This window comes from Enterococcus sp. AZ196 (assembly GCF_050498845.1).
Lineage (GTDB): Bacteria > Bacillota > Bacilli > Lactobacillales > Enterococcaceae > Enterococcus_A > Enterococcus_A murrayae.
This window is the reverse complement of the sequence record NZ_JBIPAM010000001.1, coordinates 1,908,622-1,929,194: the sequence shown is the minus strand read 5'-3', so window position 1 is coordinate 1,929,194 and position 20,573 is coordinate 1,908,622. Positions and strand designations below refer to the sequence as shown.

15 protein-coding genes are annotated in these 20,573 nt (G+C 40.5%); 14 read left to right on the top strand and 1 reads right to left on the bottom strand.

From position 1 onward, the window contains the following. The first annotated feature begins 29 nt into the window (after positions 1-29). The 10 genes from IGI67_RS09370 (at position 30) to IGI67_RS09325 (ending at position 14,210) form a co-directional block, all read left to right on the top strand. Positions 30-1,307 carry a PTS sugar transporter subunit IIC gene (locus IGI67_RS09370; protein ID WP_429957520.1) on the top strand — a complete coding sequence of 426 codons (1,278 nt, stop codon included), beginning with the start codon at positions 30-32 and terminating at the stop codon, positions 1,305-1,307. After that, on the top strand, positions 1,307-3,526 hold the full coding sequence (gene bglX, locus IGI67_RS09365; RefSeq protein WP_207109136.1) for a beta-glucosidase BglX: 2,220 nt from the start codon (positions 1,307-1,309) through the stop codon (positions 3,524-3,526). The genes IGI67_RS09370 and bglX overlap by 1 nt, the downstream gene beginning before the upstream one ends. Before the next feature lie 129 nt (positions 3,527-3,655). Next, a complete protein-coding gene (msrA, locus tag IGI67_RS09360; protein WP_429957519.1) occupies positions 3,656-4,486 on the top strand; it encodes a peptide-methionine (S)-S-oxide reductase MsrA in 831 nt (276 codons plus the stop codon). 99 nt (positions 4,487-4,585) lie between these two features. Beyond that, the gene (locus IGI67_RS09355; RefSeq protein WP_207109138.1) at positions 4,586-5,248 is read left to right on the top strand and encodes a TetR/AcrR family transcriptional regulator; all 663 of its coding nucleotides are present in this window, start codon (positions 4,586-4,588) and stop codon (positions 5,246-5,248) included. 129 nt (positions 5,249-5,377) lie between these two features. Further along, a complete protein-coding gene (locus IGI67_RS09350) occupies positions 5,378-5,737 on the top strand; it encodes a hypothetical protein (protein WP_429957518.1) in 360 nt (119 codons plus the stop codon). A gap of 145 nt (positions 5,738-5,882) precedes the next feature. Next, positions 5,883-6,068, top strand: coding sequence for a hypothetical protein (locus IGI67_RS09345; RefSeq protein ID WP_429957517.1), 186 nt, complete (start codon positions 5,883-5,885; stop codon positions 6,066-6,068). Positions 6,069-6,403: 335 nt separating this feature from the next. After that, a complete protein-coding gene (locus IGI67_RS09340; protein WP_429957516.1) occupies positions 6,404-7,843 on the top strand; it encodes a helix-turn-helix domain-containing protein in 1,440 nt (479 codons plus the stop codon). Next, entirely contained in the window at positions 7,836-8,375 is a 540-nt protein-coding gene (locus IGI67_RS09335) for a hypothetical protein (RefSeq protein WP_429957515.1), read from the top strand. Before IGI67_RS09340 ends, IGI67_RS09335 begins: the two co-directional genes overlap by 8 nt. A gap of 15 nt (positions 8,376-8,390) precedes the next feature. Next, positions 8,391-13,877 (top strand): Spy0128 family protein, encoded by a 5,487-nt coding sequence (locus IGI67_RS09330; protein ID WP_429957514.1) that lies wholly within the window; start codon positions 8,391-8,393, stop codon positions 13,875-13,877. Positions 13,878-13,907: 30 nt separating this feature from the next. After that, positions 13,908-14,210 (top strand): DUF2089 family protein, encoded by a 303-nt coding sequence (locus tag IGI67_RS09325; protein WP_429957513.1) that lies wholly within the window; start codon positions 13,908-13,910, stop codon positions 14,208-14,210. A gap of 56 nt (positions 14,211-14,266) precedes the next feature. Here the strand turns inward: IGI67_RS09325 and IGI67_RS09320 are convergent, their stop codons facing one another. Beyond that, positions 14,267-15,067 (bottom strand): hypothetical protein, encoded by an 801-nt coding sequence (locus tag IGI67_RS09320; RefSeq protein WP_429957512.1) that lies wholly within the window; start codon positions 15,065-15,067, stop codon positions 14,267-14,269. Between the two features lie 122 nt (positions 15,068-15,189). Between IGI67_RS09320 and IGI67_RS09315 the strand changes: the two genes are divergently transcribed. From IGI67_RS09315 to IGI67_RS09300, 4 genes are all read left to right on the top strand, one after another. Further along, on the top strand, positions 15,190-15,927 hold the full coding sequence (locus IGI67_RS09315) for an AAA family ATPase (protein WP_429957511.1): 738 nt from the start codon (positions 15,190-15,192) through the stop codon (positions 15,925-15,927). Between the two features lie 251 nt (positions 15,928-16,178). Next, entirely contained in the window at positions 16,179-17,531 is a 1,353-nt protein-coding gene (locus tag IGI67_RS09310; protein ID WP_429957510.1) for a sigma-54 interaction domain-containing protein, read from the top strand. A gap of 206 nt (positions 17,532-17,737) precedes the next feature. Then, on the top strand, positions 17,738-19,312 hold the full coding sequence (locus IGI67_RS09305; RefSeq protein ID WP_429957509.1) for an acyl CoA:acetate/3-ketoacid CoA transferase: 1,575 nt from the start codon (positions 17,738-17,740) through the stop codon (positions 19,310-19,312). After that, positions 19,299-20,537, top strand: a complete 1,239-nt coding sequence (locus IGI67_RS09300; protein ID WP_207109149.1) for an L-lactate MFS transporter — start codon at positions 19,299-19,301, stop codon at positions 20,535-20,537. Before IGI67_RS09305 ends, IGI67_RS09300 begins: the two co-directional genes overlap by 14 nt. Positions 20,538-20,573 lie beyond the last annotated feature (36 nt).

The window sequence follows — 20,573 nt, the reverse complement described above, 5'->3', positions numbered from 1 at the left end:
TAACAATCGTTTGATGAGGAGGAGCAACATTGAAAGAAAAAATCACAAAGCTGTTTAACAAATTGAACCCTTGGTTCGATAAGCTGGGGACCAATCCCTATTTACAAGCGATTTCCGGCGCAATGATGGCAACTTTAGGCCCGCTTTTTATTGGTTCAATGTCGGTATTGATCGTTGTTTTGATGGGGATGGTACCAGCACTTGCGAAGCTGGATAAGTTGACTGAGCTGCTATCCAAAGTAAATACGATGACTCTCGGCGCACTAGCGGTTTATATTGCTGTCCTGATTGCTTATCATTTAGTGAAAAAGCTAGATGAGGAGGAAGATCCGATCTCTGCTTCAATTATTTCGCTGATTGGTTTTCTGATCATTACTCCTTTAGGCAAAATGGCGGATGATTCGATGGGCATTCCAACGAATTGGCTGGGGGCACAGGGCGTGTTCTCTGCTTTGATCGTCGGAGTCGTAAGTGCTCGTTTATATTTAGCGATCAAGCATCGCGGCTGGACGATCAAAATGCCGGCAGGTGTTCCGCCAATGGTGACCAAAACCTTCGAAGCATTGATCCCAACGATCCTGATTGGACTTTTATTTGCAATTGTTGATTTATTGTTTAGTTTGACAGCGTTTGGCAGTATGCATCAATTTGTTTACAGCATCATTCAAGAACCGTTGAAGGGGGTGGGCGGTTCAATTGCAGTGATGATTCTATTGAGTCTGCTGCAGCAAGTGCTGTGGTTCTTTGGAATCCATGGAACAAATGTGATTCTGCCGCTAGTTACTCCATTGTGGCTAGCGATGGACCTGGAAAACTTGAATGCTGTTCAGGCGGGCTTAACACCACCGAACATTGTAGGATTGGCATTCTTTAATATCATTACTTGGAGCGGCTTAGGCTTAGGACTAGTTCTTTTGATGCTGCGGGCAAAAAGTAAACAGTATCGCCAAGTCGGCAAGATATCGATTGTGCCAGCAATGTTTGGGATAACTGAGCCGGTTATTTTTGGAACCCCCTTAGTATTGAATTTTGATTTGGCTTTTCCATTTATTACCAATAACGCGATCGCATTGACGTTGGCTTATGTACTGACAAAGCTTGGAATCGTCGCCAAATTTATGGGGGTTCAAGCGATCTTTGGTTTGCCGATCGGTTTCCATGCCGCAGTTGAAGGAAGTATCTCGATCATCTTATTACAATTATTCATCCAATTAATCTTGTCGCCGGTTTTATGGTATCCGTGGTTTAAACGATTAGACTTGCGTACCTATAAAGAAGAACAAGCAGCTGAAGGAGCTAAAGACTAATGCAAGAAATAAAATTAAGAGAGCTGTTAGATTCGTTGACTTGGACAGAAAAAGTTGGTCAATTAGTCCAATTGTCTGGTGACTTTTTTCATAGTGAGGAGTTAGCAGTCGGTCCCAAAAAGAAGTTAGGCATTACTCAGGAAACGATTGATGTTGTCGGTTCGGTCTTAAATGTAACCGGCGCGGAAACGATCCGAGTTATTCAAGAGAGATATCTGCAAAATAGCCGACATAAAATCCCCTTACTATTTATGGCCGATATCATCTATGGCTATCGCACGATTTTTCCTATTCCATTAGGTCTAGGCGCCACATGGAATCCTAAACTGATCGAGGAGGCTTACGGTGTGATTGCCCGAGAATCACGATCTGCGGGTGCTCACGTTACCTATGCCCCGATGGTCGATTTAGTTCGTGACGCTCGCTGGGGACGCTGCCTAGAATCAACAGGAGAAGATCCGCAGCTGAATGCCGATTTTGCAGCGGCGATGGTTCGCGGTTTGCAACAGGAGTCCGGTAGAGAGTTTGAAGGGATCGCCTCTTGTGTGAAGCATTTTGCTGCCTATGGAGCTGCGGAAGCAGGAAGAGAATATAACACCGTAGATATGAGCGAACGCCGTTTAAGACAAGATTATTTAAGCGGGTACAAGTCGGCAGTCGATGCAGGGGCAAAATTGGTCATGACCTCCTTTAATACCTATGATGGCATGCCCGCAACAGGCAATGAATTTCTATTAAAAGAAATTTTGCGAGAAGAATGGGGCTTTGATGGGGTGATCATCTCTGATTACGCAGCTGTGCAAGAATTGATTGCACATGGTGTAGCAAAAGATGAACGGGAAGCAACTGCTCTAGCGATGAAGGCAACAAACGATATCGATATGAAAACAGGCTGCTATGCAAATGAATTGGAATCGTTAGTCACTGATGGGGCCATTGATCCTGAGTTGGTGGATGCAGCAGTCTGGCGAGTTCTGAAATTGAAAAATGATTTAGGTCTGTTTGAAGATCCTTATCGCGGCAGTACAGTCGAACAGGAACAGCAAACGCTACTAACAAAAGAAAATAGAAGCTTGGCTCGAAAAGTCGCACAAGAATCGATCGTCCTATTACAAAATAAAGGGGAGCTGCTTCCATTAGAGGCAAATAAAAACAAAATTCTATTGGTTGGCCCCTACGGCGATGAACAGGATTTGATCGGATTATGGGCAGTCCATGGCAAAAGCACGGACGTTGTTTCAATCAAGGAGGCCCTTGAAAAAGAATTAGCGAAGGAAACATTTTCTTATGAAAAAGGTTGCGGCTTGTTGGCAGATTATCAGTTCTTAGGAGAGTTCGGGGCAACGAAGGAGCAGATTCATTCATTAGGAATGACGGACAATGAACGAGAAGCAGCATTAAATAAAGCACTCGAAGCAGGTAAGGACGCGGATATCATCATTTACGCAATGGGTGAACACACGATGCAAAGTGGTGAAGCAGGCAGCCGTACGGATATTTCCTTGCCTCTCATCCAAAAAGAGTTCATAGAGAAAATGACCGAGTTAGGTAAAAAGAATATTTTGATCGCCATCAGCGGTCGTCCGCTAACATTTACCAAAGAGGTCGAGCAGATGGATGCGATTCTGCAAGCCTGGTTCCCAGGGACTGAAGGCGGAAATGCCCTTGTTGATATTCTGTTCGGTAAGGTCAATCCATCTGGAAGGCTCAGTATGGGTTTCCCGGAAAATGTCGGCCAATTACCAATGTATTACAATGAGTTCAAAACGGGTCGTCCGCTGAACAGCAGTACTCATAGAGGCCGATTTGTTACCAAGTACTTAGATAGCCCGAATGAGCCGCTCTTTCCATTCGGGTTCGGGCTAAGCTACGGAAGGGTAGACTATGAGGAACTGACAGTAAGTTCAAAGAAAATGACTGATCACTTGACCGTTTCTATCAAGCTGAAAAACCGTTCTGATTACGAATGTCTTGAGACTGTTCAGCTGTACATTCAAGATGTTACCGGCTCGGTCGTTCGACCAATCAAAGAGCTGAAAAAATACGAAAAAATAAACCTGCTGCCACATGAAGAAAAGACTGTTGTGTTTGCTCTTCAGCGTGAGGACTTGTATTACTATATGAAGAATATGCAATTTGGAACCGAAGCAGGCACCTTTAATGTTTTTGTCGGCAGAAATGCCAATGACACACAGCAAGCAGTATTTGAATTACTTTAATTTTAGAAGAAGGGCCGCAGCTATGTTGTGGTTCTTCTTTTTTTCCAATCCAACTATTCGATTATTCGGCAGAATTATGGTAAATTGCAGGTAAATTTTGGAGAAGGATCAGCGAAAGGAGTGAGGCGCATGTCAGTTTCTGAAGAGGAAGTACTAAAGAAGATGTATAATCTGATTTTGAATCCAAGTACTCGTGAATGGGAACGCTACTTATTAACGACGACTAAAAACGCGTTAGGTCAGCAGAAAAATTTCAAAGAACAATTAGCAAAGCTGGAAGCTGAGCTGCGTCCGTTGGCTTTGCGAAATAATTTAACACCGGATGTGGCAGATTTCTATCAGGAAATCACTGGAAACACAGCAGTCTCTGAGGAACATGTGAAGGAGCAGCATGTTGTGGCTGATCCAGCGTATCAGGAGCGGGCAATTTTTGCAGGCGGCTGTTTTTGGTGTATGGTGGAGCCCTTCGAATCTCAGCCAGGAATTATTTCTGTTTTATCCGGCTATACAGGAGGTGAGTTAGAGCATCCCAGCTACGACCGAGTAAGCAGTGGTGCCACAGGGCATGTTGAGGCAGTGGAGATCATTTTTGATACGCGCAGGGTCAGCTATCAGGAATTGATTGACCTTTATTGGCAAATGACGGATCCCACAGATGCCTTTGGTCAATTTCAAGATCGCGGGGCACAGTATCGTCCAGTAATATTTGTTGCGGATGAAGAACAAAAAAAGATTGCCGAGAGGAAGAAGCAGGCTGCAATTGATTCCAACAGATATAGCAAGCCGATCGTTACAGAAATTAGAGCGGCGGGGCCTTTTTGGCCAGCGGAAAATTATCATCAGGAATTCTATAAAAAGCAGCCGAAGCGTTACAAAGCAATCAAACGAGAACGTCAGCAATTTTTAATGTATCAGCACCTAAAAGGAAAATTGCGCGAGGGACTGCACCGCAAGAAATAAAACATTTGAAGAATCGCTTCAAAAAGAGTTGACAATCCTGCTGATAGCGATTATAGTGTATACATACCAACCGAATGTATGAATAAGGGGGTCACACTTATGGCTCGTAATAAATACCCGGAGGAAACAGTCAACAAGATTCTAGAGGTATCGAGACAGTTGTTTTTAGAAAAAGGCTATGAGCATACTTCGATTCAAGATATCGTCAATAATCTCGGCGGCTTGTCCAAAGGAGCGATCTACCATCACTTTAAATCAAAGGAAGACATTTTAGATGGCGTGATGGATAAGCTTTATCAAAATAATGAGAATGAATTAGAGCATCTCAAACGGCTCGAAAAGGATAAAAATATGACTGGATTGCAAAAGCTGCAGGCACTTTTTGCTTCCGCTCTGCAAAATCCACGTCAAGACGATATGTTTGAGATCGCACCGGATTTTCTTAAAAATCCTCAGATGCTGGTGATGCAGTTAGAAGGAATCTTCAAAGAATCAGCGCCGCATTACGTTCAGCCGATCATTGAAGAGGGAATCGCTGACGGCTCGATCCAAACAGAGTATCCCAAAGAATTGGCAGAGGTGATCTTGCTGCTGATCAATATTTGGCTGACACCGCTGATCCACGATGGTGATTCAAGCAGTGTAGCGAACCGTTTCGCTCTGTTTCAAGAAATGATGGCTAAGCTAGGGATCGAAGTTTTTGATGCCGAAGCGATTAAACGTTTAGAACAGTTTCGTGAAATCTACGAACAAAAAAAATAAGTACTGCCTTCAGTGGCAGTTTTATTTTAAAGTTATACATACCGTCGTTCGGTATTTAAGATGGCAATCTTCGTTTTATTAAAAATATGAAGCGAATAAATTATAAAAAAATCAAAAGGAGTGTTCAAAATGGAACAAAAAATGAATGAAAGAAATGTGTATGGTGTAAATGGCGGAAATCGAAAGGAAAAAAATATGATGGAAAAAATAGTTGGCGGAATCGCCGTAGTCTTCTCAGGAATGTTTATTGTACCGATTTTATCGGTGTTGTCAGGCGCTTTTGGACTGATCGGTATCGGTTTGCCGGCGATCACTTTGTTAAATCTTTTTGGGCTCACCCATATCCCATTTAATGTATTGTTCGTAACCTTGACCGGATTTCCGCAGATTTTCGTTGGCTTTCTGGTAGGTATAATCTTTATCGCTCTATCTTTCATCTGCGGAAGCATATTGAAAAAATATGCAGCCATGGCGAAGCGCGCGTTTTAAAATAGGAAACAATACTTTCGAATGAAGCAAAAGAATCTCCTTTTACTGAAATAATCTGAACGACTCGAAAAAATAGTTTCGATCTGAGAAATAGACAGCTATTTTTGAGTATATTAAGTTATGGAAGACGGAAGGAGCGAATAGAATGTTAAAAGTGTTGTTAGGTTTGGCGATTGCAGGATTGATTCTATCATTTGTGATGAACGTTCTCGCAAGGAAAAAAATCATTAATGGTTGGTATGTGGCTATCTCTCTGCTTCAGGGAGCTTGCTTGGGTGCAATGGTAGGATTATTGATTGTTTTACTAAGCAAGGGCAGAATGATCGTATAAAAAACAGAGGCTGAGCCTCTGTTTTTTTTGTTATAGTTTTATCGATAAAAAGGTTTTAAAGACGAGTGGAAACTTAATTTTGCAATACAATTGAGAATTGATGTATATAATCAGCTAAATTCTTCAAAATTCATTTATTTTTTTACATTAATTAATAATATGTTAATATTAAATTATAGTTTGAAAGTGATTTGTGATGAGCAAGTCTCTTTTTTTTTCGATAAAGCAAAAATATAAGGACAAATACGTTATTTCAGTAATTAAAATACGTTTAACTAAAGAATATAATTAAATAAAATTAATGATTAACAATCTTAATTTGGAAGGAGCGAGAGATGCAGTCTAACGATTTATTGATGGATGATGATCGCTATAAATGGTATCTACTTCAATATTTAGAATTAAATAAAAATGCTTACTGTTCAATTGATCAACTGGGGGATATTCTTGAGATTTCTCGTTACAAACTGGAAAAATATTTACAGGAGCTTCAGGAGGAGCTGGAGGAAAATCATTTTGAGGCGACGGTGAAACTTCTTGAGACAGGTGAAATAGAGGTACATGACTTAACCCATGCGATCGTTAAAAAGATGCGGATCTGTTTAGTGGAACGAAGTCTGTCTTATCAAATTTTTCATCGCTATGTGACAAAAGAGACGAGCTTGGACAAGCAAATCGAAGAGCTGCATGTGAGCCGTTCAAGTACCTATCGCTTGTCTAAACGTTTGAAGGATCAACTAGCAGCTGAAGGATTTCAGCTGAAGAAAAATCAATTAATTGGAAATGAATGCGCGATTCGAAGCTTTCTGTTTGGGCTGTACTATGAAATGTTTAACGGATTGGCAAGTCCCTTTGATGAGGAAATCCAAAAGCAGGCGAAGGAGGTCTTTCGCCATTTGGAGCACTATTTAAATCTTTCGCTTCCAAAAACAAAAGAACACAAACTGCTTTTTTTCGTCAGTGTCGCGTTGATTCGCATGGGAAAAAGTCATCCCATAGATCAGGTATACATCGAATATGAAGAGAATGCGGCTACAGATTATCTTATTAAATGGTTGGAGGGTCATTTTTCTCTGACTCCCAAAGAAATGCAGGGTGAGATTGCTGCTTTATTGCTTTTTTGTCAAATGATGGAAGTCGATTTAAGGCAAGAGTTGACATTTATTGAGGGACAGGAGATACAGCAGGCAGGAAGGTTGGTCGATGAGTTTTTACACTATTTGGCTGAGCATTCACGTTTTGAAATCCATCGATTAAAAGAAGACACGGCATTGGTTGACGGATTACTCAGAATCAATCGCAGATGGCTGATCTATCATTTTCGCGAAACAACATTTGTGACTAAAATCCAACGCCGCTACTTCCAAGAAATCAATCCCAAGCTGGATGAAATGATCCAAGACTTCATTGAAAAAATTGCTCACCGCGGACTGTTTCATTCGGATCAAGAGCGAAACAAGCTGTATTACGATTATTTGTTCTTCCTGATTACGCAGATTTCAGTTGAAGAGCTGGAGGACCCAGTATTCATCTGCATCGATTTCTCCCATGGCAGCAGCTACAACGAATACATCCAAACGATGCTGAGTTCATTACAAAGCATGAACATCTGCTATGAAGAGAAATTAAGCACAAAAACACAAATCTATCTATCTGATTTTCTGATCGATACGCTTCCTTGTCACCAAATGATCTGGAAGCGTCCGCCGACACCAGAGGATTGGGCGGAGTTTGGCCATTTGTTATTGACTGTTAAAGGAGGCGCCTATGAATAGAAGTTTATTGATCGCTCTTGCGCTACCGTCGATGATGTTTTATCAATCCAATGCGCCGATCTTATACAGCAGTGAGAAATTGATTGCTCAGGTAAGAGAAGAACAAGCGGTGCTGGCCTTTGATCTTTCGGAAACAGGCAATACGTTGATTGTTTCAAATGATCGAATCGAAGCAGCAGATGAAGCGTCCGAAACCAATGAAATCGTTGAACCGGAGCAAGCTCAAGAAGACAGTACAAACGATTCTGCTGAAACGGCCCCAGCTGTTCGAACAAAAGAAACAGAGCAGTCAAAGGCCAATGGAAATCTGCCAAAAACAAATAAACAGGCTGCAAAACAATCAACCAAGAAAAGCAGCAGGGACGTTTTAGAAACGATCGAACAAAAAATCAGTGCCCTTCCATTTGCAGAACCGCCTTCTGATAAAAAGGGAGAGCGGGAGCTTGTTCGGATGCTGGCAAATATGTCGGGAACGATTTTATACGGCACTAAAATGACTGAAACCAACAAACAAGAATATATTACTTTTTGATAGGGGATGAAAAGGATGAATCGATTAAAAAAATTATGGTCGTTAGCAGCGATTTGCGGAATGATGATTGGTATTTTTCCACTGTCGATCTTTGCAGAGACGACGGAAGAAGCGAGTGTGGTCATCAACGATGCGCTGATGACCAATTCAGACGATCAGGAAATCACAGAAGACACTCGTATAAAGCCCAAAGAAACAATAAAAACAAAATTGAATTGGTCATTGGCCCAGGCCGCATTGATCGAAGAAGGAACGATGGTTGCTGTCGACCTGCCGGATAATCTAAATTTTCCAGAACAATCTGGCAGCTTGGGAGAGATGGGGAATTACCAAGTTATGAATCAACAATTGATTCTCCAATTCACTAAAAACTATCAGGAAACAGACGACGGCCGCGCACCGGATTTTACCAGTGTGAAATTTTACGAAGGTCTGTTGGAATTAAATGCTGAACCCACAACAGAAGATCTAGAAACAGAAACTATTGATTTTGGCAACAACATTCACCGTACTTTGTATTATGCTAAAAAATCAGCTCCTGAGGATGACCCGCTGAATCAGGTCAAAGAAACCAAAGAGCTTCAGCCAAGAGCTCATGAGCCAAATTTGAATGCTCGCGGTGTTGACCTATTTAACAATATCAAAATCACTGACCTCGAAGGAAATGAATTCAGTGAAACGAACCCAGCAGTAAAAGACGCGAATATCAACATTCATTTTGACTGGATTTTAGACAACGATGTGCTAATTAAAGATGGGGACCATTACACCTATCAATTGCCCGATTATTTTTCTGTCCATAATATAGTGACAGATATATTGAAGAATGATGGTGGAGATGTTTTAGGCTCATTTACATTAGGCTTAGATGGTCTTTTGACAGTCACCTTCAATGATAAGCCAGAAAACTTGAGTGAACGTCAAGGAACGATTGACCTAAAAACAGAACTGAAGCTTGAAACGGATACAGAAATCGTTGAGATACCAACAAATATTACGGATGACGCTGATGACGAGATCACGATCACGATACCTGTAGTGAAGGCGGACCTTAATAAAAAAGGAATTATCGAAGCGGATAATACCGTTACATGGACAATTACACTGAATGAGGACAGACGTGATTTGAGAAATGTAATAGTAAGAGACCACCTGCCGGAAGGATTAACTGTCTGGTTCCATCAATATTATGTCATGAATGATAACGATGAATGGGAGCTCGCTCCAGTAAGCTTCATCAATGCATGGCAAGATAAGGATGATTATGTTTATAAATTCGGTTCGGGGATTATGAATCAACCAGTGAAGATAATCCTAAAGATGAAAGTAGCCGATAAAGAAAAGAAAGAGTTTTTAAACAAGGCAACCATTACTGGTGATAACTTTATTTCAAACTCATCTGAAGCTAGTGTGTCTTTTATTGACAAGGATAATTATAAATACTGTACGGACTATGACTTGAACACGGGGAAATTCAACTGGGAGGTCAAGGCTACTTATACGAATGCTGACGGTGAGCTTAAGGATTGGATGTATTCCCGGTATGGCGATCCGAATACGGCGAACCATTATCTAATAAAAGACAGTATCAAGGTCTATAAATATGATCAAGATGGAAAGGCAGTTTTGACTGATAAATGGTCTTTCTCCGAAGATTCGGCTGATTTTAAGAAGAAGGATGGGGAATATGTACACTTTACCTTGAAATTTGAGGAAAAGGGAGTATACAAAGTTACCTATTCCACCCAAAGCTTTGAAGTACCTACACCAATAAACACGGATCTAATGAATACGGCGATGATAATTGATGGAACGCAAAGTGAAGTGGTTTCTGGTGGAGAAAAGCCGACTGTCGATGGGACGCTTGGAGTAGAGAAAAAAGCACTCGACAAGGATTTTTCTAACAATACGATTGGCTGGCAAGTGGTTTTTAATAAAAATCGAATTTCTATGAAAAATGCTGTGATCACAGATAAATTCGCAACGCTGGCAGGAACCAATAAGAGTGCCCTTCAATTGATCGAATCTACTTTAAAGGTCACAGCGAATGATGGAACAACAGATAAGCTTTTAAATAGAAATAGTGATTATGTATTAGAGAAAATCGATGGTGATTCAGAGTATTCTACTGGCTTCATTATTAAACTGATCGGCAGCTACAGCACAACGGATAATCAAATTACGATCGACTATTCCACCCATTATTTTGTGGATAAGCAACAGCAGTTCGAAACAGGAGCGATATTGCGCTTTGACAACAGCGCCATAATCACATATGAGGGTGAAGATGGAAGAACACATACCGATGGTGCTGAAGTCGCCACATGGGTCGATATTAAGTTCGCCTATAACGGGGTGAAATACGGAAAATACCTTGAACAAGGTGGAGAAGTCACTTCGGCTTTTTCTCATGCCAACCCGTTTAGTGAAACAACGGCTGGTGAAAATAGTGTTTATTGGACCGCCTTGTTCAATACTTGGAAAACAACAATTCCAAAAGATACAACGATTAAAGAAGCCTTAGGAGAAGGTCAGACACTTAAGGAGCTAGTAATCTATGATGTGAACATCGAAAAAAATAAAGTTGAAGTAGCTAGCTTAGGCAGAAAATGGGAAAAGGATGTTGACTACAAGTATGAGTTAGTCGACGGAGTTCCTGTCATTACTTTATCAAAAGACACGAAGAGTACCTTTGCGATTTTTGTTTCGGCTGAAGCTTCAGATGAGATTCCTAAATATAAAAATGTAGCGACCATGACTGTGAAAGACACGAAACCTTTAGTAGTTGAAGGAATGGTCGAAAAAAGTGATAAGGATTCATGGATCACTAAAAAGGGGACTCAAGCTACTGGAGATGACTATCGATTAATCAATTGGTCGGTTGTTTTAAATAAAGATAGTCACAAGATCATCAATCCGACGGTAACTGATACCGTCAGCATCAATGAACAATCATTTGTCTATGATGCAGATAAAAATGTAGTGGTAAAGGTGTATAAAGCGAAAGACAACGGTTCAGAAACTTTTGTTAAGGACGGACCTGCGATTGAGTTCGCTGAGGACAAGAAGCCGACCGTTACTTCAGATTCTATAGAAGGAACACAAACCTTGACGATCGATTTAGGTGATTCAATTGATACACCCTATATTATCGACTATCAGACGCTGCTTGATCCGGGAATTCAAAATAATGAAATCGTCAAAAATAGCGCCTCCTTATTTGGAAAAGATATTCAATTCCATGAAACGACGACATCTGTAACGATTAAGTCTACTGATGGCGAAGGAACTTCAAGTGGGAAAAACGGGTCATTGAAATTTAAAAAAGTAGATGAGAGCAATCAATTAATCACCGCAAGCTCCGCCTTTTTCGATCTTTACCGGAAAGATAGTCAAGGAAATCTTACATTGATGTTTTCTGATATTGAAGTAAAAGGCGACAAAATTATTGAAGATGGCGTTGAAGTTGATCATCTCTCGAATTTACGTTATGGAACCTACGTCATAGTAGAAAGTAAAGCACCGGATGGCTATGTGAAGGATGAGACAAAACATGAGATTATCATTTCTAAAGATCAGGTCAACCATACCTTTACACTGGAAAACAAAAGCGCTACAAATCAGCTAGAAACAAAAATTTCGTTAGAAGCAAAGAAGAAACTGACAGGTCGTACGTTACAAGCAGATGAATTCAGCTTCAAGCTGACAGGCGAAGGCATTGATCAAACAAAGAAAAACGCTGCCGATGGCAAGGTTCTATTTGATGAAATCAGCTATACAGAAGAAGGTGTCCATGAGTACACGATCTCCGAAGTTCTACCGTCAGAAAAAGTCCCCGGCATGACCTATGATGAGACGAAGTACAAGGTAACGGTTACTGTTGAAGAAAAAGCTGGAAAATTAGAAGCTACAGCGGTTTACGAAAACGTTCAGGCCGGCGAGGTGCCAGTCTTCAAAAATATCTATAAAGCATTGCCAACAAGTATCAAACTAGAGGCTCAAAAAGAGTTAAGCGGTCGTACGTTGAAAGAGAACGACTTTAGCTTTAACTTGAAAGGCGAAAACGTAGACGAGACGGTTAAAAACAACGGTCAAGGGAAAGTCGAATTCACAGAAATCAATTACGACAAAGCCGGAACATATGAGTACACAATTTCTGAAGTTCTGCCGACAGATAAAGAAAACGGCATGACCTATGACAAGACGAAATACAAAGTGACGGTTACTGTTGAAGAAAAATCTGGAAAACTAGAAGCCACAGCGGTTTACGAAAACGTAAAAACTGGCGAGGTACCAGTCTTCAAGAACACGTATAAAGCATTACCAGGGAGCATTCAATTAGAAGCGAAGAAAGAATTAAGCGGCCGATCATTAAAAGCTGACGAATTCAGCTTTAACTTAAAAGGTGCAGATGGTATCGATCAAACGAAGAAGAACGATAAAGATGGTAAAGTCTTGTTTGATCAAATCAATTACGACAAAGCGGGCACGTACGAGTACACAATCTCGGAAGTAATCCCATCAGAAAAAGAAATGGGTATAACCTACGATGATACACAATACAAAGTAGTTGTGACCGTTGAAGAAAAATCTGGAAAACTAGAAGCCGCAGCGGTTTACGAAAATGTTCAAGCTGGTGAAGTACCAATCTTCGAAAATACCTATAAAGCATTGCCAACAAGTATCAAACTAGAGGCTCAAAAAGAGTTAAGCGGTCGTACGTTGAAAGAGAATGAGTTCACCTTTAAGTTGAAAGGCGATAACGTAGATGAGACAGTTAAAAACAACGGTCAAGGAAAAGTCGAATTCACAGAAATCAATTACGACAAAGTGGGCACATATGAGTACACAATCTCGGAAGTAATCCCGTCAGAAAAAGAAATGGGTATAACTTACGATGACACACAATATAAAGTAGTTGTGACCGTTGAAGAAAAATCTGGAAAACTAGAAGCTACAGCGGTTTATGAAAACGTCAAAACTGGAGATATTCCGATCTTCAAGAACTCGTATACTCCAGAAAAGAAAATACCAACGGGTGAGATTTTATTGAAGAAAATCGATAGTAAAACTGGAAAAACATTGGCTGGTGCGGAGTTCAAGTTAGTTGATCCTAAAGGAAAGACCGTAGCAGGAAAAGAAAAAATCGTTACTGGTGAAGACGGATCTATAATCATCAAAAACTTGACTGATGGAAATTATCAATTGATTGAAACAAAAGCACCAAAAGGATACCAGATAGATGAAACACCGATTGATTTCTCTGTAAAAAATAGTCAACCAAGTAAAAAAGAGATCAGCCAGCAAAATGATCCTATTGGGTTGCCTGAGACAGGGGATTCCACCAGCACCAATGTTCAAACCACTTATCGAAATAATACAACTGTTTCCAAACGCTTGCCTTCAACAGGAAGTGTCCACAGTAAAGGTTTAGTTATTCTAGGATTATTTTTCTTAGCGATGGTCGGATTAGTCGCTTTCGGGAAAAGAAAAAAAGTCTAGTTAATGGTAGAAAAGAAGGGAGTTATGAGAATGAATGAGGAGCCAAGTTGGATTTCAGATTTGAATGATGAGGAACTTGAGTTTGTAAAGTGCTTCATCCTTTCATCCGGATCAATAAAAAAATTAGCATCCATTTACTCAACGAGTTATCCAACCATACGTAAGCAGTTGGATAAGCTTATTCAGAAAATTCGCGTTGGCGAACGCAAAGAGAATGATAAGATTATCCGCTTGATCCATCAACTTGAAAAAGAAGGAAAGATCGATCAAGAAATTGCTGAAACAGTCGTGAAAGAATATGGGAAATCATTGAACTGTCTGATTACGGAATAAACAAAGAAGAGTTCTTCCACTGATACGGAGGAACTCTTCTTTGTGGTGCTTATCAATTAATCGTTGATTTTTTCTATTCCTTTTCTTTCTCGTAAGGATTTCAAATCATGTCTCAAATTTCCGCCAAAAATCACAGTTCCCATACCAAACAGCAGACCGCCGGCAACACCAGCAATGCGTGTCATTGAATCCAGAATCATCCAAATGCTGCCTATAGCCAGAATGAAAGAAAGCGTAAAAAAGAAACCACTCTTAATGAGTTGATAAAACAAGCTTGCCTTAGTTGAGAGCGGCGGCTCTTCATCCGCGCTGCGATTGTCGGGTTGATATTTTACACTTAAATAGTGGCCATGGTGATTGGAAAAGTCATCGTAGCCAATCGTCGAACCTAAAATATCCTCCTCATTGATCCAGCTTGTCTCTTCAAAAGAATTCATTGCCTCAAATAATTCTATAAATGCTGCGAGTAAATCAGCTGTGTCCTCCAAAAAGAGAAGATAGTCTAGGTAAATGAGCTCCAAATTATCAGAGTAGCTGCTTTCTTCAGCAATCAGCTCTTGGAAATCGTGATAGAGCGGAAGCAGGTCTGGGTAGACGGCTGAAAGATATTCTGAGTGAAAATCAAGATTTTGCAGGAAATCTTCGAAGGATACGTCAATCACACCGAATTGCTTTTCCGCTAAACGACGTTCGAATTCCTTCTGCGAGAGCGTTTCAGCTAGTTCATAGGTTTCGAGCTGTTGAGAAAGCAGGACCAAGTGCTCTGACGATAAGCCCATGAGCCAAAATGTCGGCAGGCTATTATTTGATTCGAAAATCTGGGTTGTTTCAGTTGTCAAATAGCAACGGTTGCCCATTGATGCTTCCTCCTTTTATGCTTCTGCTAAAAACATCATACCATATCAACAATCATAGCTATTTTTTACTTGCTGTACCATGTAAAATAGAAGGTAATTAGGACAAAAATAAGGAGGATGCGATGTTTGTTCATGAACTAAAGTTGATGGAGCCGCTAGAGAAAAAGCAATTAACCTATCCCTTTGGCGTTTTTGCTGTTCAAGAAATTCTGAATAGAGGGGGTCTGTCATTTGAACAGCCAGTCACTTTTTTATCTGGAGATAATGGCACTGGTAAATCGACGATCCTAGAAGCGATCGCAGTCGCGTATGGGATAAATCCAGAAGGCGGCAGTCAAAATTTTCATTTCCATACGACGGAGAGCCACTCTGATTTACACGAGTCTATCCGCTTGGTTAGAAAAGGAAATCTTCCTAAAACAAAATTTTTCCTGCGTTCAGAGACGTATTATAATGTTGCCTCGGAAATAGAATCCATGGCGGAGGATGATGGCGATCTAGCTTTTGCTTCTTATGGCGGAAAGTCCCTGCATACTCGTTCGCATGGAGAGGGATTATTATCCATCATCGAAAATCGCTTTGGCAAAGAAGGCTTTTATTTGTTGGACGAGCCGGAAGCAGGATTGGCTACAAGCCGACAGTACACACTGCTGCAGGAAATCCATCGGTTGGTTAAAGCTGGAAGTCAGCTGATTATCGCCACCCATTCGCCGATTCTAATGGCATACCCGAACGCTGCGATCTATCAATTTTCTGAAGCAGGCTTAGAAAAACTGCCGTTGGAGGAAACGATCGCTTTTCAGGAAAGCAAGCTCTTTTATGATGATCCGAAACGACTGCTGCATTATTTGCTTGAGTGAAGAGCTTCGTTTTTATTATCAATCGTTTTCGGGTTGTGATGAGAGTAAAAAGAGCGCTTATTCTATGGAATAAATGCTTTTTTTTTTTAATAAACAGTACATTGATTACAGCAGAAATAAAAAGTTAAATAGACGCCGAAATGAAACCATGATATAGTACCATTTGTATTGAATCTGAATATGTGATTTTTGTCACAATGATTATAGATAAATTGAAATCAAACAAAAAAAGGTAAGGAAGGAGTGAAACTATGAGCCAAACCTTAACGAAGCTGATGTCGGATGATATAACGACGTTGTTTGTTACCGATGGTGAAGGAAATATTCTGCTGGCAAATGACTTTACTGCGATGACACTAGGACTTTCTTTGTCAGAGCTGCTAAACTCAAACGTTTACGACTTAGTTGCCAGTGAGGTCTATAACGCTTCCGCAACGATTGAAACATTGAAATCGGGTGAAAACTCTGAGGTAATGTTAACGACACAAGCAGGCTATCGAATATTATCAAAAGCAACACCAATCTTTTATCCAGACGGTACGTTACATTTAGTGGTCACTAAGTCTGAACCATTATCTCAAGAAGAGTTTGAAGAGCTTTCCAGTAGAGCCGCTTCTCAAGCATCAGCCAGCGAGGATGAACCAGTTGAACTAGTAACACCGATAATTGCTGAAAGCAATGAAATGAAACGGATCATAAGGGTGTGCAAACAAGTGGCGGCGTATAACAGCAGAATACTGTTATTGGGAGAATCAGGGGTTGGTAAAGAGGTTGTTGCCAATTTTATTCATCAGCATAGTACGGTCGCAGCAAATAAGTTTGTTGCAGTCAATTGTGCGGCAATTCCTGAGAGTCTTTTTGAATCTGAATTTTTCGGTTATGAAAAAGGAACCTTTACTGGAGCAGAAAAAAGCAAGCAAGGATTGGTTGAAGCAGCTGATGGTGGGACTCTATTTTTAGATGAGATTTCAGAGATGCCGCTAGAGTTGCAGGCGAAGCTTTTGCGAGTTTTGGAAACGATGAGTCTTCGCAGAGTCGGCGGTGTGGAGGAAATTCCTGTCAGTTTCAGATTGATTTCTGCTTCAAACCAAGACATGTTCGAACTGGTAGAACAGGGGAAATTTCGCCGGGATCTCTATTATCGGATCAATGCGATTCCTGTCACGATACCACCTCTAAGAGAACGAAAAAAAGATATCTTGGCTTTGGCTAATCATTTTTTAGCATCTTTCAATAAGAAATATGATGCAGATGTAAAGCTAACGAAGTCTCATCTACATCATCTGATGACTTCTCAGTGGTTAGGGAATGCTCGTGAACTGAAAAATTATATTGAGTATCTCGTCGTCACAGCAGAATTACCGTTAGCTTTGCAAGAAAATACTGATGAAAAAAAAGTAGAAGAGGATCGGCTAGAGGCATTGGCGGAGGTATATTCTTATCAAGAGTTTGTTGATTATGTCGAAACAATCTATTTTCGCTATCAGTTAGAAAAACATCGATACAACATCAGCAAGACGGCAGAAGAGAGTCAGGTAAGTCGTCCTTTAATCTATAAAAAAATACGAGATCTAAAATTGGAAAGAAAAGATACAGAAGGATAGGAATAGTCGTCAAAGTGTAATATTCCATTACACTTTGACGACTATTCTTTCTTTTTTTTGTTTAAAACACAAGGTTTATTTTTTGGCACAGCAATTGCTAATGTAAAAGTAGAAGCTAATGTGATTGATTTCACTATAAATAAGTTTTTTAGCTGAAAGAAGAAAATAAGTGTTTTTAATACAGGATATGAAAGGAGAATATCAAAGTGAAAATAATCACCAAAGAAGAAGCTGCTTTGTTAATTAAGGACAATGATGCTATAGCAATTAGCGGTTTCGAATTGGCTTGTGCAAATGAAGAAGTGGCGCTAGCGCTTGAGGAGCGATTTATTAAAACCGGAAGTCCTCAAGCACTGACGGTCATTCATTCCAGCTGTTGGGGGGATCGAAAAGAAAAAGGAATGTCCCATCTTTCCCACAAAGGCTTGTTAAAAAGATGGATCGGAGGAATCGTCAAAGCTTCTTCTCCCAAACTTTCTGAGATGATTCAGGCAAATGACTGCGAAGCCTATAATTTTCCCCAAGGTGTTTTAGCGCAGCTGTATCGAGAAATTGCTGCGAAAAGACCAGGCTTGATTACCAAGATTGGTTTAGAAACGTACATTGATCCTCGGCAAGAAGGTGGGAAAATGAATGAGGCCACAACGGAAGATTTAGTTGAAATTATCCAATTATTGGGAGAGGAGTGGATGTTTTATCCGGCTTTTCCATTACAAGTCGGATTGATACGAGGAACCTTTGCAGATGAGAATGGCAATGTGACTTTGGAAAAAGAAGGTCTACACATGGAGGTTTTGCCGATTGCGCAAGCAGTTCATAATAGTGGCGGAAAAGTAATCGTTCAAGTTGAACGTGTAGTGAAAAATGGTACGCTGCATCCGAAAGACGTAAAAGTACCGGGTATTTTAGTGGATTACGTGGTAGTTTCAGAACCTGAAAATCATTTTCAAACTGGAACGACAGCGTACAATCCGGCGTTTAGTGGTGAAGTAAAGATTCCGCTTGGAAGTGTTCCTAAACTACCTCTGGATAATCGCAAAGTAATTGCGCGTCGAGCAGCGATGGAATTACAAAAGGGCACCGTTTTAAATCTAGGAGTTGGAATTCCAGTGAATGTTTCGATTGTTGCAGCAGAAGAAGCGATAGATGATCAGATTATTTTGACAACAGAAGCCGGAACGATAGGCGGCATTCCTGCAGGTCTGGAGGATTTCGGGCATGCATACAATAGCGAAATGATTATTGATCATCATGAACAGTTTGATTTTTATGATGGCGGCGGCTTGGACCTATCCGTTTTAGGATTGGCGGAAGTGGATCAAATGGGGAATGTCAATGTCAGCAAGTTGGGTAGTCAAGTCATTGGCTGCGGAGGGTTTATCAATATTTCCCAGACAGCTAAAAAATTGGTTTTTGCCGGAACTTTTACTGCTGGTGGGCTAAAAACAGTTGTGGAAAATGGTCGATTGACCATACTGCAGGAAGGGAAGCATAAAAAATTTGTCAAGGCAGTAAATCAAATTACATTTAATGGACATTACGCAACTAAAACCAAGCAAGAGGTATTATTTGTCACCGAGCGGGCTGTTTTCGTCTTACAAGATGGCCAGCTCATCTTGAGTGAAATAGCGCCTGGGGTTGATTTGAAGAAGGATGTATTGGATCAAATGGATTTTGAAGTGCAAGTATCAGGGGCATTGAAAGAAATGCCTGCGGAGTTATTTATGGAAAATTGGGGTCAATTAGCAAAATTAATGGAGGAAGATCATGGAACAAACTAAAGATATTGCAAAAGTTAAAGTAAATCGTTGGGTAGTTTTATTTGCTTCAGTCGGAATTATTATTTGTCAAGGTGGGATCTATGCTTTTAGTGTGTTCTCTACACCATTGGCAGCAGCAAATGGGTGGTCAGTTCCCGATGTGATGATTGCTTTTACGATTGCTGTTGGTATATCTCCTTTGCCGATTATTATTGGCGGAAGGATTTCTGATAACGGCAAGTCCCGAGAGTTGATCTTGTTTAGTTCATTATTATTAGCGGCATCTTTTGCCTTGGCAGGACTTTCTACTCAGCTGTGGCAACTGTATATAACCTACGGATTAATGGGGGGATTCGGGTTGAATCTCGGTTATATTGCTTGTGTAAACAACTCACAGCGTTTTTTCCCAGATAAAAGAGGGTTGTGTTCTGGGATTGTAATCACGGGGATTGGTGCTGGGACGATGATTTTTGCACCACTAGGCAGCTGGTTGATTGAACAAGGCGGTGTTCGGAATACATTTATTCAGTTAGGCGCTATTTTCTTAGTTTTTTCATTGATTTGTTCAGCATTGATTAAAAATGCTCCTATCGAGGATTCAACAGCAGATTCTGTGGATGAAGCAACGGCGACTGTCGAAGTGAATTATGATTGGAAAGGCATGATCAAGACCCTGCGTTTTTATATTGTTGCGCTATTGTATGCAACTGGCTGCTTCTCAGGGTTGGTGATCTCTTCTAATGCAGCTGATATTGGTCAAAATATGTTTGATTTGACACCAATGGTTGCAGCGACCTTTGTTAGTTTGTATGCTATGTCTAACTGTATAGGGCGGGTTATCTGGGGGGCACTTTCAGATAAATTAACGCGAATTAATACCTTCATGTTAGTTTTTTTCTTTATTGCTCTTTCTTTGATGAGTTTGGCCTTTATTAAGGCGACTGTTGGGTTTGGGATTGGTTTGATTGGTTTAGGACTTTGTGAAGGCGGTGTCGCTGCTTTGATGTCACCATTGACGATTGAAAATTTTGGTTCGAAATATCAGGGAGTGAACTATGGCTTTGTCTTTCTAGGTTTCTCTATCGCTGCTTTCGTAGCACCTCGTTTGACAGCCTTTATCGGACAAGCAAACAGCGGAGATTTCACGTCAGCGTTCATTGCAGGAATTGTTGTTGCAGTAATTGGGTTTGGCCTAGCCTTCTCTCTAAAACAAATCAATAAAAAACTTGAAGACGATAAAAAGTAAATGCTGCTGAAATGGGTGAAGAAAATCCTTTACTGG

What these genes read in the sequence shown, in the direction of transcription:
- bglX (WP_207109136.1), top strand. Translation starts at nt 1,307, where the DNA reads ATGCAAGAAATAAAATTAAGAGAGCTGTTAGATTCGTTGACTTGGACA.
- msrA (WP_429957519.1), top strand. Translation starts at nt 3,656, where the DNA reads ATGTCAGTTTCTGAAGAGGAAGTACTAAAGAAGATGTATAATCTGATT.
- IGI67_RS09355 (WP_207109138.1), top strand. Translation starts at nt 4,586, where the DNA reads ATGGCTCGTAATAAATACCCGGAGGAAACAGTCAACAAGATTCTAGAG.
- IGI67_RS09350 (WP_429957518.1), top strand. Translation starts at nt 5,378, where the DNA reads ATGGAACAAAAAATGAATGAAAGAAATGTGTATGGTGTAAATGGCGGA.
- IGI67_RS09345 (WP_429957517.1), top strand. Translation starts at nt 5,883, where the DNA reads ATGTTAAAAGTGTTGTTAGGTTTGGCGATTGCAGGATTGATTCTATCA.
- IGI67_RS09340 (WP_429957516.1), top strand. Translation starts at nt 6,404, where the DNA reads ATGCAGTCTAACGATTTATTGATGGATGATGATCGCTATAAATGGTAT.
- IGI67_RS09335 (WP_429957515.1), top strand. Translation starts at nt 7,836, where the DNA reads ATGAATAGAAGTTTATTGATCGCTCTTGCGCTACCGTCGATGATGTTT.
- IGI67_RS09330 (WP_429957514.1), top strand. Translation starts at nt 8,391, where the DNA reads ATGAATCGATTAAAAAAATTATGGTCGTTAGCAGCGATTTGCGGAATG.
- IGI67_RS09325 (WP_429957513.1), top strand. Translation starts at nt 13,908, where the DNA reads ATGAATGAGGAGCCAAGTTGGATTTCAGATTTGAATGATGAGGAACTT.
- IGI67_RS09320 (WP_429957512.1), bottom strand. Translation starts at nt 15,067, where the DNA reads ATGGGCAACCGTTGCTATTTGACAACTGAAACAACCCAGATTTTCGAA.
- IGI67_RS09315 (WP_429957511.1), top strand. Translation starts at nt 15,190, where the DNA reads ATGTTTGTTCATGAACTAAAGTTGATGGAGCCGCTAGAGAAAAAGCAA.
- IGI67_RS09310 (WP_429957510.1), top strand. Translation starts at nt 16,179, where the DNA reads ATGAGCCAAACCTTAACGAAGCTGATGTCGGATGATATAACGACGTTG.
- IGI67_RS09300 (WP_207109149.1), top strand. Translation starts at nt 19,299, where the DNA reads ATGGAACAAACTAAAGATATTGCAAAAGTTAAAGTAAATCGTTGGGTA.